The organism is Vagococcus changpingensis, assembly GCF_058211775.1.
The window spans coordinates 16,784-33,841 of the sequence record NZ_JBYVZB010000003.1 but is presented as its reverse complement, the minus strand read 5'-3'; the positions used below and the strand labels follow the sequence as shown (position 1 = coordinate 33,841).

At 35.1% G+C, this 17,058-nt stretch carries 12 protein-coding genes; 10 read left to right on the top strand and 2 right to left on the bottom strand.

All coding sequences use genetic code 11. The annotated features are described in order from the left end of the window. From AC37UB_RS06670 to efaA, 10 genes are all read left to right on the top strand, one after another. A complete protein-coding gene (locus AC37UB_RS06670) occupies nt 1–978 on the top strand; it encodes an alpha-ketoacid dehydrogenase subunit beta (RefSeq protein WP_117973216.1) in 978 nt (325 codons plus the stop codon). A gap of 48 nt (nt 979–1,026) precedes the next feature. Next, nucleotides 1,027–2,634, top strand: coding sequence for a dihydrolipoyllysine-residue acetyltransferase (locus AC37UB_RS06665; protein ID WP_117973215.1), 1,608 nt, complete (start codon nt 1,027–1,029; stop codon nt 2,632–2,634). 12 nt (nt 2,635–2,646) lie between these two features. After that, nucleotides 2,647–4,053, top strand: coding sequence for a dihydrolipoyl dehydrogenase (gene lpdA / locus AC37UB_RS06660; protein ID WP_241699409.1), 1,407 nt, complete (start codon nt 2,647–2,649; stop codon nt 4,051–4,053). Between the two features lie 135 nt (nt 4,054–4,188). Further along, on the top strand, nt 4,189–5,355 hold the full coding sequence (locus AC37UB_RS06655) for a SulP family inorganic anion transporter (RefSeq protein ID WP_490685489.1): 1,167 nt from the start codon (nt 4,189–4,191) through the stop codon (nt 5,353–5,355). A gap of 426 nt (nt 5,356–5,781) precedes the next feature. Beyond that, nucleotides 5,782–7,380, top strand: coding sequence for a CTP synthase (pyrG, locus tag AC37UB_RS06650; protein WP_117973212.1), 1,599 nt, complete (start codon nt 5,782–5,784; stop codon nt 7,378–7,380). 276 nt (nt 7,381–7,656) lie between these two features. Beyond that, nucleotides 7,657–9,174 (top strand): DUF1846 domain-containing protein, encoded by a 1,518-nt coding sequence (locus tag AC37UB_RS06645; RefSeq protein WP_117973211.1) that lies wholly within the window; start codon nt 7,657–7,659, stop codon nt 9,172–9,174. 85 nt (nt 9,175–9,259) lie between these two features. Continuing rightward, nucleotides 9,260–9,949 (top strand): CPBP family intramembrane glutamic endopeptidase, encoded by a 690-nt coding sequence (locus AC37UB_RS06640; RefSeq protein ID WP_071457402.1) that lies wholly within the window; start codon nt 9,260–9,262, stop codon nt 9,947–9,949. Nucleotides 9,950–10,326: 377 nt separating this feature from the next. After that, nucleotides 10,327–11,109, top strand: coding sequence for a metal ABC transporter ATP-binding protein (locus tag AC37UB_RS06635; protein WP_233519182.1), 783 nt, complete (start codon nt 10,327–10,329; stop codon nt 11,107–11,109). Further along, on the top strand, nt 11,109–11,966 hold the full coding sequence (locus AC37UB_RS06630; RefSeq protein ID WP_117973209.1) for a metal ABC transporter permease: 858 nt from the start codon (nt 11,109–11,111) through the stop codon (nt 11,964–11,966). The genes AC37UB_RS06635 and AC37UB_RS06630 overlap by 1 nt, the downstream gene beginning before the upstream one ends. Continuing rightward, nucleotides 11,953–12,900, top strand: a complete 948-nt coding sequence (gene efaA / locus AC37UB_RS06625; protein ID WP_304466100.1) for an Mn/Fe ABC transporter substrate-binding lipoprotein EfaA — start codon at nt 11,953–11,955, stop codon at nt 12,898–12,900. Before AC37UB_RS06630 ends, efaA begins: the two co-directional genes overlap by 14 nt. A 46-nt stretch (nt 12,901–12,946) precedes the next feature. On the opposite strand, the gene AC37UB_RS06620 is transcribed toward efaA, so the two are convergent. Next, entirely contained in the window at nt 12,947–15,643 is a 2,697-nt protein-coding gene (locus AC37UB_RS06620; protein WP_490685488.1) for an alpha-mannosidase, read from the bottom strand. A gap of 17 nt (nt 15,644–15,660) precedes the next feature. After that, complete coding sequence (locus AC37UB_RS06615) at nt 15,661–16,962, bottom strand: glycoside hydrolase family 125 protein (RefSeq protein ID WP_490685487.1); 1,302 nt, start codon at nt 16,960–16,962, stop codon at nt 15,661–15,663. Between the last annotated feature and the right edge of the window lie 96 nt (nt 16,963–17,058).

Genomic DNA, 17,058 nt, shown 5'->3' with positions numbered 1-17,058 from the left:
ATGGCACAAAAAACAATGATTCAAGCAATTACAGATGCTTTAGCAATAGAACTTGAAGCAAATCCAGATGTATTAGTATTTGGTGAAGATGTTGGTAATAACGGTGGGGTGTTCCGTGCCACTGAAGGATTACAAGAAAAATTTGGTGTGGATCGTGTATTCGATACACCATTAGCTGAGTCAGGTATCGGTGGTTTAGCATTCGGTTTAGCTTTAGAAAACTTCCGTCCAGTTGCAGAAATCCAATTCTTTGGTTTCGTATTTGAAGTAATGGATGAAATTATCGGGCAAATGGCTCGTACTCGTTACCGTATGAGTGGTACTCGTAATATTCCAGTTACAATCCGCGCCCCATTTGGTGGTGGTGTTCATACACCTGAAATGCATGCGGATAACTTAGAAGGTTTAATCGCTCAATCACCAGGTGTACGTGTGGTTATTCCAAGTAATCCATATGATGCAAAAGGATTATTAATTTCAGCTATTCGTGACAACGATCCAGTTGTTTTCTTAGAACACATGAAATTATACCGTTCATTCCGTGAAGAAGTTCCAGAAGAAGCTTATACCGTTCCTTTAGATAAAGCAGCTGTAACACGAGAAGGAACAGATGTTTCAGTTATTACTTACGGAGCAATGGTTCGTGAAGCAATCAAAGCAGCAGAAGCTTTAGAAAAAGATGGCATCTCTGTTGAAATCATTGACTTAAGAACAGTTGCTCCATTGGATGTGGATACAATTATTGCCTCTGTTGAAAAAACAGGACGTGTTGTAGTCGTTCAAGAAGCACAAAGACAAGCCGGAGTTGGCGCTCAAGTTGTTTCAGAAATTTCAGAAAGAGCGGTTCTTTCTTTAGAAGCACCAATCGGACGTGTTTCAGCACCTGATACAGTATATCCATTTGGTCAAGCAGAAGGTGCATGGTTACCAAATGCATCAGATATCGAAGCAAAAGTAAGAGAAATTCATTCATTCTAATTTAATTGAAATTAACTGAATGCACAACAGAAGGAGAGAAAATAACAGATGGCTTTTAAATTTAAATTACCAGACATTGGTGAAGGTATCGCAGAAGGCGAAATCGTTAAATTGTTTGTTAAAGAAGGCGACACAATCAACGAAGATGATACGTTATTAGAAGTACAAAATGATAAATCAGTAGAAGAAATTCCTTCTCCTGTAACAGGTAAAGTATTAAAAGTTCTTGTATCAGAAGGAACAGTAGCAAACGTTGGTGACGTGTTAGTTGAAATCGACGCACCAGGACATGAAGACGAAGAAGAAACAGTAGCTCCTGCTGAAGAAGTAGCTGCACCAGCAGCAAGTGCTCCTGCAGCTAACACAGGTGGCGTGTTCCAATTTAAATTACCAGATATCGGTGAAGGTATTGCTGAAGGTGAAATCGTAAAATGGTTTGTTTCTGCTGGAGATACAATCAACGAAGACGATACATTGTTAGAAGTACAAAATGATAAATCAGTAGAAGAAATTCCTTCTCCTGTAACAGGTAAAGTCGTTAACGTATTAGTGCCAGAAGGAACAGTAGCAAACGTTGGTGATGTATTAGTAGAAATTGATGCACCAGGACATAACGATGCTCCTGCAACAAGTGCATCAGCTACTGAAACGCCAGCAGCTGCAGCTCCAACTGCAAGTACACCAGCAGCACCAAGTGAGCCAACTGGTAAACCAAGTGCTCGTGTATTAGCAATGCCATCAGTACGTCAATATGCTCGTGCTAAAGGTGTTGATATTACGTTAGTAACACCAACAGGTAAAGGTGGACGTGTGGTTAAATCTGATATTGATAACTTTGGTTCAGCACCAGCAGCTCAATCAACTGAAAAAGTTGCTGTATCTGAAGAAAAAGTTGCTGTTGCACCAGCTAAAGAAACTGCTAAACCAGCAGCACCATTTGTTGGTATGCCTGAAGTTGAAGTTCGTGAAAAAATGACTCCAACACGTAAAGCAATTGCTAAAGCAATGGTAAACAGCAAACATACAGCTCCTCATGTAACATTACATGATGATGTTGAAGTATCTAAATTATGGGATCACCGTAAGAAATTTAAAGATGTTGCAGCAGCAAGAAATACTAAATTAACTTTCTTGCCATATGTTGTTAAAGCATTAACTGCAACTATGCAAAAATTCCCAACATTAAATGCATCAATTGATGATGCAACAAACGAAATTGTTTACAAACATTACTATAACATTGGTATCGCAACTGATACTGATCATGGTTTATATGTACCTAACGTTAAACAAGCAAACACTAAGAGCATGTTTGATATTGCAGATGAAATTAACGAAAAAGCAGCTTTAGCTACTGAAGGTAAATTAACTGCAGCTGATATGCGTGATGGTACTGTAACAATTAGTAATATTGGTTCTGTTGGTGGTGGCTGGTTTACACCGGTTATTAACTACCCAGAAGTTGCTATCTTAGGTGTTGGGACTATTACACAACAGCCTGTTGTGAATGCAGATGGAGAAATTGTTGTTGGAAGAATGATGAAATTATCATTAAGCTTTGACCACCGTATCGTTGATGGAGCAACAGCACAAAAAGCAATGAACAATATTAAACGTTTATTAGCTGATCCAGAATTATTATTAATGGAAGGATAAGGTGAATAGTTAATGGTTGTAGGAGATTTCGCATTAGAATTAGATACAGTAGTAATTGGTGCAGGACCTGGTGGATATGTTGCCGCAATTCGTGCAGCACAAATGGGTCAAAAAGTAGCCATTATTGAAAAAGAATACATTGGCGGCGTTTGTTTAAACGTCGGATGTATTCCATCAAAAGCACTAATTAGTGCAGGACATAAATATCAAGAAGCAATGCATTCAGCTATTTTTGGTGTAACTGCTGATAATGTGTCACTTGATTTTTCTAAAACTCAAGAATGGAAAAACAACCAAGTAGTTTCAAAATTAACTGGTGGGGTTGAATTCTTACTTAAGAAAAATAAAGTTGAAATTATCCGTGGGGAAGCATTCTTCGTTGATGAAAATACGTTACGTGTTATCGATGGTGACCATGCGCAAACTTATTCATTTAATCATGCTATTGTTGCAACTGGTAGTCGTCCAATCGAAATTAAAGGATTTAAATTTGGTGGACGTATTATTGATTCAACTGGTGGATTAAGCTTAACTGAAGTTCCTAAAAAATTAGTTATCGTCGGTGGTGGTGTTATCGGTGCTGAATTAGGTGGAGCATATGCTAACCTAGGTGCTGAAGTAACAATTTTAGAAGGTTCTCCACAAATTTTACCAACATTTGAAAAAGATATGGTTAAACTTGTTGAAAAAGAATTTGACAACAAAGGTATCAAAGTTGTAACAAAAGCAATGGCTAAAGAAGCTGTTGACAATGGCGATAGCGTGACTGTAACTTATGAAGTTGACGGTAAAGAAGAAAAAGTTGAAGCAGATTACGTTATGGTAACTGTAGGTCGTCGTCCAAACACTGATGATTTAGGTTTAGAAATCTTAGGCGTTGAGATGACTGATCGTGGATTAGTAAAAGTTGATAACCAAGGACGCACTAACGTAAAAAGTATTTTTGCCATTGGTGACATCGTTCCTGGAGCTGCACTTGCTCACAAAGCAAGTTATGAAGCTAAAATTGCTGCAGAAGCCATTGCTGGTGAACCAGTAGCAGTTGATTATCGTGCAATGCCAGCTGTAGCCTTTACAGATCCTGAATTGGCAACTGTTGGTATGACAGAAAAAGAAGCAAAAGAAGCTGGATTAAACGTGAAAGCATCTAAATTCTCATTAGGTGGAAATGGTCGTGCTTTATCATTAAACCAAACTGAAGGATTTGTACGTTTAGTTACAACTAAAGAAGACAACGTGATTGTTGGTGGACAAGTTGCTGGTATTAGTGCTAGTGATATTATTGCAGAAATTGGTTTAGCTGTTGAAGCTGGAATGAATGCTGAAGATATCGCTTTAACTATCCATTCACATCCATCATTATCTGAAGCTGTTATGGATACAGCTGAGTTAGCATTAGGTATGCCAATTCACATGTAATTTTAAATAAGCATTGTTTGTTCGGACGTATAAAGCATCTCTTTTCAGAGGTGCTTTTTTATTTTTTAAACGTGTATTATTCAAAAGTATATGTTATGATAATTTTCTTGGAAAAGAATTAAGGGAGGGAAAAAGGTGTTACTTAGTATAAAAAAGAATGAGTGGGTAGGGAACCCACGTGAAAATATTTTTGCTGGATTAGTGTCATCGGTCGCAATTTTACCTGAAGTAATAGGGTTTGCCATTATCGCAGGAGTTCATCCAATGTCGGCATTATTTGCTTCAGCTATTACCTTATTAGTCATTACGTTAACTGGTGGTAGACCTGCTATGGTATCTGCTGCAGCCGGATCGATGGCTTTAGTAATTGCAGGATTAGTACAGTCGCATGGGCTAAACTATATGATTGCTGCTACCATATTAACAGGTATATTTCAATTTATTTTAGGTTATTTGAATATTCATAAAATCATGAAACACATACCTAAAAGTGTCATGATAGGTTTTGTTAATGGATTAGCGATTTCAATTTTTTTAGCACAAGTTCAACAATTACCTGAACAAAATGTGATTGGCTATGTCATGGTTATTGTTAGTATATTAGCCATATATTTACTACCCAAAGTGATTAAAGTTGTGCCACCAGCACTTATTATTATTACGGTCATGACTATCTTATCATTTGTTTTTAAAGGTAGTTTCTTTACTGTTGGTGATTTAGGAGATATGTCCTCACTTGATGTATCATTTGGCTTATCACTTGTACCAATGAGTTTAGAAACACTGTGGATAATCTTACCAACAGCCATTTCATTAACGTTTATCGGACTAATGGAAACACTATTAACAGTTCCTATAGTAGATGAGATGACAAACTCAACTAGTGATAGTAAACGTGAAGTGAAAGCACAAGGACTGGCTAATTTTATTACGGGATTATTTGGTGGCCAAGCTGGATGTGCGATGATAGGGCAAGCTGTCATAAATGTTAAATCAGGTGGACGGACACGTTTGTCAACATTTGTATCAGGTACGACGTTATTACTGTTCATTTTTGTTTTAAACTCACTCATGATGGTGATTCCAACGGCAGCTTTGATTGGAATTATGATAACAGTTGCAGGGGATACATTTGATTGGAAAAGTTTACAGTTAGTAAAATCATGGGAAATGATTGAAAGTACTGCGATGTTAGTCACTGTCGTTGTTATTGTTTACACAGGAAACTTAGCAATTGGGATTTTGTGTGGTGTCGTATTAAATGGATTACTTATATTATTGACAAAATTAAATAAAAAATAGTAAAAAGGCAATGAGAACTCATCATAATTTTTATATCACAGAGAGAAAAAGTAAAAAAACTAAAGAGTTTGTTTGGTTATTATCCATTGATTTTGCAAGAGGATTATGTGAAACCCGTTGTGTTTGTGATTATCATACTATAATTAATATATTAGAAATAGAACAACACCAGTTGATAGAAAGAAGAGATTAATTTAGATAGTGATGGTTATGAAAAAGTTAGGGAAGATATGAAAATTATATGAATGTCATAATTAAATTCTTGACGAAACATCAAAACCCTTGTATCATACTTTTTGGGCACTCTTGAAAAATAGAGGCAGATAGACTTAAATGAAAGCTCCCTTATTCATACGAATAGGGGGCTTTTCTTTGTTTTTTATAAAAGTATCTTCCCCAAGAAATATATGAAAAGAGGCGAATGTTATGACAAAGTACATTTTTGTAACAGGTGGAGTGGTATCTTCAATTGGAAAAGGGATTGTAGCAGCATCGTTAGGTCGATTATTAAAAAATCGTGGATTGAATGTAACTATTCAAAAATTTGATCCCTATATTAACATTGATCCTGGAACAATGAGTCCTTACCAACATGGTGAGGTATTCGTCACTGAAGATGGGGCAGAAACAGATTTAGATTTAGGTCATTATGAGCGATTTATAGATATTAATTTAAATCAACACTCAAATGTGACCACAGGAAAAGTTTATTCTGAGGTAATCAGAAAAGAAAGAAAAGGAGAATATCTTGGTGCGACAGTCCAAGTAATCCCACATATTACCAATGAAATCAAAGAAAAAATGATGGCAGCAGCTGATACAAATGAAGCAGATGTGATTATCACTGAAGTCGGTGGAACAGTTGGCGATATTGAGTCTTTACCATTTTTAGAAGCACTAAGACAGATGAAAGCAGATGTTGGTAAAGATAATGTATTATATATCCACACAACATTGATTCCTTATTTAAGAGCAGCAGGGGAAATGAAAACCAAACCGACACAACATAGTGTGAAAGAATTACGTAGTCTTGGGATTCAACCAGATATTTTAGTTGTTAGAACAGAAGAAGAAGTGCCACAAGAAATGAAACAAAAGTTAGCACAATTTTGCGATGTGCCTGAAGAAGCAGTTATTGAATCAAGAGATGTGAAAACATTGTACGATATTCCATTAAATTTAGAAGCACAAGGATTGGATGATATTGTGTGTGATCATTTAGGGATTGAAGCGCCTAAAGCAGATATGGCAGAGTGGCAAGAAATGGCAAAACACGTGCTAAACTTAAAATACAAAACACGTATTGCATTAGTTGGGAAATATGTTGAGTTACCTGATGCTTATTTATCAGTTGTGGAAGCATTAAAACATGCTGGATATGAACATGATACAAACATCGAAATTGAGTGGATTCAATCAGAAAATGTCACAAAAGAAAATGTCTCTGATTATTTATCAACAGTAGACGGTGTTCTTGTGCCAGGTGGATTTGGCGACCGAGGAATTGAAGGGAAAATCGAAGCGATCCGCTACGCCAGAGAACATAATATTCCCTTCTTAGGTATTTGTTTGGGTATGCAAATGGCCTGTGTTGAATTTGCAAGAAACGTCTTGATGCTTGAAGGAGCAGATTCAAAAGAAACTGCACCAGAAACGCCTTATAACATCATTGATTTAATGTTAGATCAAGAAAGTGTAGAAGATATGGGAGGAACGTTACGTCTAGGAGCTTATCCATGTGAGTTGAAACCAGACACTAAAACACGTAACTTATATAATGGTGAAGAGTTAATCAGTGAACGTCATCGCCACCGTTATGAATTTAATAACGCATTTCGTGAGTCATTTGAACAAGCGGGAATGGTCTTTTCAGGTGTTTCACCAGACAATCGTTTAGTTGAAATAGTTGAAATTCCAGCAAATGATTTCTTTGTTGCAAGTCAATTTCATCCCGAATTCAAATCACGTCCAAATAGAAGTCATCCGTTATTTAATGGATTTATTAGAGCTAGCTTAAATAACTAGAACGTTAATAAAAAATACATATTATCATGATATATTTAGATTATAAAAAATGAGTATGATAATGTATGTATTATAGTAATGATTAGTTTAGGGATAAATTATTAAATGGGCAGTAGGATTAACATTGTACTAAAGAAGAGTAAAAATTTATTATTTTTTATGATCCAGATAAACGACACAAGATATGTTACAAAAATGAGAGAAAAAGTTAAGTTAAGTGTTAATCATTGTTGGTTGCAATGTTACCACTTATCCTAACTTTTAAGGAGGAAAACCATGAAAAAGCTAGGATTTGATTCTCAGAAATACATTGAAGAGCAATCAAAATTTATTTTAGAACGTGTAAATAATTATGATAAATTATATTTAGAGTTTGGTGGTAAATTAATCGGCGATAAACATGCAAAACGTGTGTTGCCAGGTTTTGATGAAGACTCAAAAATCAAAATACTACAAAAATTAAAAGATAAAGCAGAAGTCATTATTTGTGTGTATGCTGGAGATATTGAGCGCAATAAAATTCGCGGTGATTACAACATCACGTATGACATGGATATCTTAAAATCAATTGATGAGTTTAATGAGTATGGCTTATCTGTTAACAGTGTGTTAATCACACGTTACAGTGGCCAACCTTCAACGAAAATCTTTATTAACAAATTAGAAAAACGAAATATTAAAGTTTATACGCATGAAGCAATTGACGGTTACCCATATAACATTGACCAAATAGTCAGTGATGAAGGCTTTGGAAAAAACCCATATATACCAACAACAAAACCAATTGTCGTTATCACGGCTCCAGGAGCTGGTAGTGGAAAATTGGCAACAAGTTTAAGCCAAATCTATCATGAAAATCGTTTAGGACGAGTGGCAGGGTACTCAAAATTTGAAACATTTCCAGTTTGGAATATCCCATTAAAACACCCGTTAAATATCGCCTATGAAGCGGCAACTGTGGATTTGAAAGACGTGAACATGATTGATTCATTCCATTTTGAAGCCTATGGTGAGGTTGCAGTTAACTATAATCGTGATATCGAAACATTCCCAGTTATTAAGCGAATTATTGAACGAATCACTAACCAAGAGTCAGTCTTTAAATCACCGACAGATATGGGTGTAAACCGAGTTGGCTTTGGTATAATCGATGATGATGTGGTTAAAGAAGCTTCAAAAGAAGAAATTATTCGTCGTTGCTTTGATACAGAGTGTTTTTATAAACGTGGAATGGTTGACGAGGACGTGGTTAATCGTATTCAACTTATTATGGAAGAGATGGAACTTAAAAAAGAAGATCGTCGTCCAGTACTTCCTGCAAGAGAGTATGCTGACAAGTTGAAAGAAATGACTGAAGGTGAAGAGGCTGTTAACCCAATGTCAGTTATGGCGTTTGAATTATCAACTGGAGAAATTGTAACAGGTCGTACATCAGATTTGATGGATGCCTCAGCTGCTGCTATTTTAAACTCAATTAAACGTTTAGCTAATATTTCAGATGACATTTTATTATTGTCTCCTGTTATTTTAGAAACCATCCAAAAAATGAAAGTGGACGAATTAGGCAATAAAATGACTGCTTTAAACGCCAATGAAGTCCTAATTGCGTTATCAATAAGCGCTGTAACGAACCCAACAGCTCAACTAGCTTATGAACAATTGGCTAATCTTGACGGAGTTGAAGCACACTCAACCGTTATGCTGAACAAAGATGATGAACAGGTTCTTAAAAAATTGGGCATAAATGTGACCAGTGACCCAGTCTTTTCATCAGAAAATCTTTTCTATATCTAAAAGTAAATACTTGAAATAATAAGCAAACCTAGATACACTATGTAAGTTAGGTTTACTTGTTGTTTTTTGAAGGGAGAAATGAACAATGAAAGACAGTAGTATGAGAAAATCTTTTATATCAGTCATCATTATTTTTATAGGAACATTGTTAATATTAACCTTGTCAAGAACGATAGCAGGGACAAATGGTTATATCTATTTTTTTATTTCAGTATTTTGGTTTATTGGTTTATTTTTAAGAGATATCAACACAAAAAAAGAAATGTTATCACATCAATGGAAAGACTTTAAAAAGATGAAATGGCGCCATATATTATACGTTGTGATCACATTAATTTTAGTTTCATTTATTATTCAAATCACTAGACCGTTTTTTAATCAATTTATTCCAAAAAATCCGGTGTATAGTTATGCTTATGATATTAATACAGCATTAGGACTTTTGTTTTCTGTATTAGCTGGTATAGTTGATTTAATTGTAGCCTTTGTTGAAGAAATAACTTATCGCTATGAAGGTATGTATGTATACAAATCTAATAAGATGTTAGTATCTATCATGTTAATTTTATCTAGTATATTATTTGGTTTTTCTCATTACTATAATTTTGGTGGCAGTTTTATAGCTAGTATGCCGTATGCTTTCGCTGGTTTGGTATTTGGTTTAATGTATTTGCTATCAAAAAATATTTGGGTACCAGTTATTGCCCATTTATTGTTTAATAGTACAGCTATTTTATCTAGTTTATTTTTAGTGATTGTTAAGTTAATTAGTTAAGAAAGGTGTAAGCATAATGGAAGAGACGTACCATCTAATAGGTTTTATTGCGATTACAATCGGTATTATTTTTGGTATATTAGCTCAATCGTGGGTTAAAACTAGGTTATTATTATTTAGAGATACAAGCATGGTTAAACAATATATAATAAGTATTATTTTTATTATGATAGGCATATATTTCTTTTATATAAGCGGTTCTTTTAATTAAATAAACATCTATTGAGGCGACTGTATGTTATAGTCGCCTATTTTTTTATGTATTTTTATAAACAATAGAGTTGTGAAAATGATTCTCATTTGTTATAATAGTTTTTAGTTTAGGTTAGCCTAAAAAATATTTAAACTAATCCAAAAAAACAGAAAAGGTGAAAGAAATGCAAGAAGAAGCATTAACAATGTCTTATGAGTATTTAACTCATGAACCAATAGATGTACAACATATATCAGTATCATATCAAGCTAAAGTAGCTTTAGAAGATATCAGTTTATCCATTGAGCCTGGAAAAATCACAGGGATTATCGGACCTAATGGTGCAGGTAAGTCGACTTTTTTAAAAAGTATTATTGGACTGATTAAAACAGACAGTGGTCGTGTCACGATAGGTGGTCAGTCCATTGATTTAATCAGAAAGAAAGTGGCTTACGTTGAACAACGAAGTGTCATAGATTTAACTTTTCCAATAAAAGTTGATGAAACGGTCCTGTTAGGCACATATCCTAATTTAGGATTATTTCGTCGACCTAAAAAAGAGGATCGACAAAAAGTAAAAGAATCGCTTGAAAAAGTAAAAATGGATAACTTTGCTAAACGACAAATAGGAAATCTATCAGGTGGACAATTACAACGCGTATTTATTGCAAGAGCTTTAACACAAGATGCAGATATTATCTTTTTAGACGAACCATTTGTAGGGATTGACATGGTGAGTGAAAAATTAATTGTTGAACTATTACAAGAGTTGAGAGATGAAGGAAAAACAATTGTGATTGTTCATCATGATTTACATAAAACCAAAGAGTACTTTGACAACTTAATTATTTTAAATAAAAAGTTAATCGCCAGTGGTCCAGTATCAAAAACATTTACGACCTCAACAATCCAACAAGCTTACGGGGAAACAATGGGTGAAATTGTAATTAAAGGAGTGAATGACTAATGATACAACATTTTATTGAAGGTTTAGTAAAATATGATTTTCTACAAAACGCCTTAATCACGTCTGTCATCGTAGGTGTTGTATCAGGTGTGATTGGGAGCTTTATTATTTTAAGAGGAATGTCTCTGATGGGAGATGCGATTTCTCATGCAGTATTACCTGGAGTTGCGGTGTCTTATATGCTTGGTGGTAGCTACATGATAGGAGCATCAATTTTTGGAATAATGGCAGCAGGATTGATTGGTTTTGTGACACAAAAAAGTAAATTAAAAAACGATACAGCTATCGGGATTGTCTTTAGTTCATTTTTTGCTTTAGGGATTATTTTAATCTCATTTGCCGAAAGCTCGACCGATTTATATCATATTTTATTTGGAAATGTTTTAGCAGTTAGACCAAGTGATATGTACACAACATTAGCTGTTGCAGTTGCGGTCATTTTATTTGTGGTTTTATTTTATAAAGAATTATTAGTCAGCTCATTTGATCCTGTCATGGCACAAGCCTATGGATTAAAAGTTCAAGTCATTCATTATGCGTTAATGTTTTTCTTAACGCTTGTTGCAGTATCATCCCTACAAACAGTAGGAACTATTTTGGTGGTTGCTATGCTTGTGACACCTGCTGCAACAGCTTATCTGTTAACGGATAAGCTATCAACGATGATTGTGCTTGCTAGTAGTTTAGGTGCCATTAGTGCCGTGATTGGCTTATTCTTTAGCTATTCCTATAACTTAGCTTCAGGAGCCACTATTGTTCTGACCACTGTTGTATTTTTTATCATGGCGTTTATATTTTCCCCAAAACAAGGATTTATTTTTAAAAGAAAAGAGGAAGTTGTCATTGAAGAAGTCTAGTCTTATTTTATCAAGTCTTATAGCAGGGTTAATGGTATTCTTTTTAGCTGGATGCTCAACGGGAGAATCATCTACAGAGAAAAATTCAGCGAATGATAAGTTTAAAGTAGTAGCAACGAATTCGATTATTGCAGATATGGTTGAAAATGTGGGTGGGGAACATGTTGATGTTCACAGTATTGTTTCTAGGGGTACAGACCCACATGAATATGAGCCACTTCCTGAGGATATCTCAAAATCAACCGATGCGGATGTGATTTTCTATAATGGGTTGAATCTTGAAACAGGTGGCAATGGCTGGTTCTTAAAATTAATGCAAACAAGTAAGAAAAAAGAAAATGAAGATTATTTTGTTGTCAGTAAAAATGTTGAGCCAATGTATCTAACGAGTGAGGGGCAAGAAAGTGAGCAAGACCCTCATGCTTGGCTATCATTAAAAAATGGTATCACTTATGTGAATAATATCAAGGATGTTTTAGTTGAGAAAGATGCGAAACATAAAGAAGATTATGAAAAAAATGCCAAAGCTTATACAGAAAAACTAGAAGCCTTACATAATGAAAATACCAGTCGATTTGCCGATATTCCAAAAGATAAAAATCTACTTGTAACCAGTGAGGGCGCATTTAAATATTTTTCTAAAGCTTACGGGGTGAATGCAGCGTATATTTGGGAAATCAACACAGAAAACCAAGGGACACCTGATCAGATGAGTCAAATCATTGATAAGATTAAACAAACAAAAGTGCCCAATCTATTTGTTGAACAAAGTGTGGATGCTCGCAGTATGGAGACTGTCTCACGAGAAACAGGTATTCCAATTTATGATACGATATTTACTGATTCACTAGCAAAAAAAGGTGAAACAGGAGACACTTATTATGATATGTTGAAATGGAATTTAGATACCATTCATGAAGGATTAATGAAATAACGAATAACACTCTATTTAATCATCTGACTAAATAGAGTGTTATTTTTTATTTCTTTTTCCAACGTAATGTTTGGATTTTCGCAGGTTCCATAATAGTAGAGACCGACGTATTTTCTTTAAATTCTTCAATCATATTGGCTTCAAATGGTGTGTACTCATTTATTTCTAGATTAAGAGTAGAAGAGGTTTGATTGGATAAGTTAAATCCTCTTGTAATAATATCTTCTCCAAACTCTTGTCTTTTAAGAGCAGTCAATGCAAACTGTTTACCATCAATGGATAAGAATTGATAATTAGGAGCTAACACGCCTGTGTGATGTATTGTTTGTTTGACTGTTGTTGGGATTTGCAAACTTTGAGCACGTTTGTAAGAATCAAATAATGTGTTTTCAGTTGTGACTTCTATGGCAAAATCAACCGATTGTTTGCCAAGACACTGAGCTTCTGGCGTTGGGAAATACCCCCAATCCCCTAATTCACCAACAGCACGTAGCAATGTCACAGCAATAGTATTGTTAGTTAGAATTTCATACTCATTTAAACCGTAATTTGATATGGTGATACCATTTTTTTCATCTCTTAACGCTACAAACGAGTGTTGATGTTGTGGATTTGTTGGGTTCTCCCAATGTTTATTTTGTACAGTATTTGGTCTTTCAACTACTTCAAAAATACTTTCGGCAACATGAGTTTCTGTAGTTAAATCAGTCGGGAAAAGAACGCGTAAGCGATGGTCTCGCATTTGATTATCAAATTCAGTGTGACATTTAATTTGACGATTATTCTTTTCTACCCTTAAAGTTGTTTTAAGAGTAAGTGTGCCTAAATCTTTGCTGCGTTGTGCTTGTCTATCCCGCATTTCAATGACAGCTTTCATTTCCTCTTGTAATAAGTCTTCCGCTGAAAGTGGAATCATCATTTGCTGTTCAATCAACACTTCACATACTAATGGTGTATCTGTTACGACGTTAATTGTTGTAGGAAAATCATGTGCATATAAAGGAGTATCATTTTCTGGCTGTTTAAAAATATATTCATTTCCAACATCTCCTACATTTTCAAATATTAATCCACTTGGGTAAGTGATGTTGGTTTCTTTATTGGTTATATCAATCAGTCCATTATTTTGTATAGCCACTTTAATATAATCATTTTCAATCGTTTGAGTGTTTTTATCAAACAAAGTCTTATCCTTAGCTTGGGATGCCCCTTCGACTAAGGCAAATGACTGCCAACTCATTTCATTGAATGACGCAAGAGATAATCTGATTGTTACAAAAATTGCCATATAAGGAATTCTAAAACGATCAGTTGGTAAATCGTAATCAAAAGAGACATCCACAGTCACTAATTCACTTGGAATAATAGTTCCATCACTATCTACTACATGAAATTCATTTAATGTTTTGGCGATTTGTTTTAATTCATCATATAACTCATTCGGCTTCCCTTGAGAAAACGGGCGACGCATCCATTCAATCGTTGTTTCAATGACTTCATTTTTTTCGACACCAGCTGTATTAAAAACAACAAACGGTTTACTATTTGTTGGTAAGTTACTTGTGTCAATATTGCTTGTTAAAGCCAAAGTAGCCTCATCTGCTAAGTATTTACCAACTTCTAGAGCCTTATCAAAACGTGACATCATTTCACGATGAACCTCATCCACACTGCATCCACAAATACTATCGTGTGGGTGGTTTTGCATTAAGGTTTTCCAAGCATAACGAAGCTCATCATGTGGATAAGATTTTGTCATGTCATAGGCCATAGTTGCCAATGGTTCTGTGATATTTTCTAATTGTCGTTGGACTTCAGTATTTTTTTGTTTGATATAAATTCTAGCAGAAGCCGTGTTAGCTAATGTGTACCAACCATCCGTTTCTTGTGACGTTAATTCCCCAGTCACGGTACTCAAGTTGTCAGGTAAATCAGACATGACAGCAGCTAAATAATCATCAAAATTACTATGAATAAAGTCAATGTCTGGATAGAGCTCGTTAGCTAAAGCGATGGCTTGTGTCACATCTTTTTGAACAGGTTGATGATCCACACCATTCATCATTAAAAGATGATCCGTTGAAGCATATTGGTTAGCGTCTGCCAATTTTTTCTCCCAAAATTCAATTGCTTCTTTTTTCGTTGTTGGAATTTCATTGCCGTTACTGTACCAGTTGGCAAATAATAAGCCAAATATTTTAGTGCTATCAGGTCCTTCCCACCACATTTCAGAAAATTGAGATGCGTATTTTTCGTCATTGATCACAGCGTTGTTGAATCCAGTTGGCTTGACACCACGTCCAAAGGCAGCCGCTTTAATCCCTGCTTCTTTCATCATTTGAGGTGTTTGTCCCATGTTTCCAAAGGTATCAGGGAAGTAACCCAACATGACAGGCTTTCCCCATTTTTTACTTTCTTCTAGACCAATCAGCGTATTACGTGTATTGGCTTCACTGCTAATAAGAAAATCGTCTTGTAAAATATAAAATGGACCAATCCGTAATTTTCCGTTTTTAATGGCACGTTCTACCGCTTCTTTTTTTTCAGGACGTACTTGTAGGTAGTCATCTAAAATAATCGTTTGGCCATCCAAGTGAAAACTATTGAAATCTGGATTGGTTTCAAAAATTTCTAGTAAATCATCCATCAAACGAATCAGTCTCATATGATGTTGCTCGTAAGGTAAGTACCATTCTCTATCCCAATGACTATGAGATATGATATACACTTTTTTATTTTTCATGTCAGAATCTCCCTTGTTTAGTTGTAATGTGCCTCAATGGTGATATCAAAGTAATCCATAACGAGTTCGCAAAACATCATATTCGCCCAAGAAAACCATTCTCGGGTAAAGTGATTTGGATTATTAACGTCAAATCCTTCGTGCATCAAGTGTGTGCCACCATCGCAATCAACGAGTAAATTTAAAATCTGTTCTTTTTCTTGTTTATCATCTGTGGTTAGACCTTCTATAGCTAAAGCAATCGGCCAAACATAGTTTTCTGGTGTGTGCGAACTGCCAATCCCTTTAGCAAATTCACCCTCATAAAAATAAGGATTTTCTTTACTTAGTAACGTTTTTCTAGTTGAAAGATAGAGTGGATCGTTTTTATCTAGATAGCCAAGGTAAGGAGCGGCCATTAAACTCGGCACATTTGAATCATCCATAATAGAATAATGTCCTTTTCCGTCTACTTCATAAGCAAAGATATTCTCGCCATCATTATTTTCTACAATAGCATGCTCTTTAATCCCATCATCGATTTCTTTTTTTAGTTTATTTGCTTGTTCTAGTACAGCATTGTCTGTAAATAAAGTTGAATAGAGTTCAACAATATAGCCTAAAACCACCACAGCAAACATATTTGATGGGACAAGATAACCATATTGACACGCATCATCGCTTGGTCTAAAACCAGACCATGTCATCCCAGTATAGTCAACAGGTGTGCCTTTTCCGTCATGAGTTAACGTATCCTCCAATCGTGTTGTGTCTCTTTCAAAACAATAAGGAGATTGGTCATGGTGTTGTTCTGTTTCCCATACGGATAGTATTTTTTTTACGCCTTCATGGAATTCTTCATTAAACTGAGAGGTTTCGCCTGTTTGTTTATATAAAAGATAAGCTAATTGGACAGGATAACATAATGAATCAATTTCATATTTTCTCTCCCAAATCCAAGGAGTCATCTCAGTATGATCGGTTTGATGTCCTTTATTGTTAGGGGTTTCATTAAAAGCATTGGCATAAGGATCCATGTTAATGTATTTAAATTGTCGTTTAACTAGACCAGTAATAAGCGAACGAATGTCGTCATCTTCTTTAGCAATGACTAGGTAGGGACGAAATTGAGCTGTTGAGTCTCTTAACCACATAGCAGGAATATCACCTGTTAAAAGAAACGTAGTTCCATCATCATAGCGACGAACAGTCGTTAACAATGTGTTAGCAAATCCAGCATTGAAGTTTTCTGCCCATCTAGGTTGATTTGCTTCGTGGCATTTTTGTGTCATTTGTTCCATAAAGTGTTGAATAGATTGTGGTATTTCAGTATAAGCCATAATAGCCCTCCTAATGATATATCTTTTATTTACAATTCTTATTATATGATATATCATTATAAGTGTCTAGTGCTTCATCATATTTTTTATTTTGAT

Excerpts from the sequence above, each read along its gene's own strand:
- AC37UB_RS06645 (WP_117973211.1), top strand. The coding sequence starts at position 7,657 with ATGAAAAAGCTAGGATTTGATTCTCAGAAATACATTGAAGAGCAATCA.
- AC37UB_RS06615 (WP_490685487.1), bottom strand. The coding sequence starts at position 16,962 with ATGGCTTATACTGAAATACCACAATCTATTCAACACTTTATGGAACAA.
- AC37UB_RS06635 (WP_233519182.1), top strand. The coding sequence starts at position 10,327 with ATGCAAGAAGAAGCATTAACAATGTCTTATGAGTATTTAACTCATGAA.
- lpdA (WP_241699409.1), top strand. The coding sequence starts at position 2,647 with ATGGTTGTAGGAGATTTCGCATTAGAATTAGATACAGTAGTAATTGGT.
- AC37UB_RS06640 (WP_071457402.1), top strand. The coding sequence starts at position 9,260 with ATGAAAGACAGTAGTATGAGAAAATCTTTTATATCAGTCATCATTATT.
- AC37UB_RS06630 (WP_117973209.1), top strand. The coding sequence starts at position 11,109 with ATGATACAACATTTTATTGAAGGTTTAGTAAAATATGATTTTCTACAA.
- AC37UB_RS06665 (WP_117973215.1), top strand. The coding sequence starts at position 1,027 with ATGGCTTTTAAATTTAAATTACCAGACATTGGTGAAGGTATCGCAGAA.
- pyrG (WP_117973212.1), top strand. The coding sequence starts at position 5,782 with ATGACAAAGTACATTTTTGTAACAGGTGGAGTGGTATCTTCAATTGGA.
- AC37UB_RS06620 (WP_490685488.1), bottom strand. The coding sequence starts at position 15,643 with ATGAAAAATAAAAAAGTGTATATCATATCTCATAGTCATTGGGATAGA.
- AC37UB_RS06670 (WP_117973216.1), top strand. The coding sequence starts at position 1 with ATGGCACAAAAAACAATGATTCAAGCAATTACAGATGCTTTAGCAATA.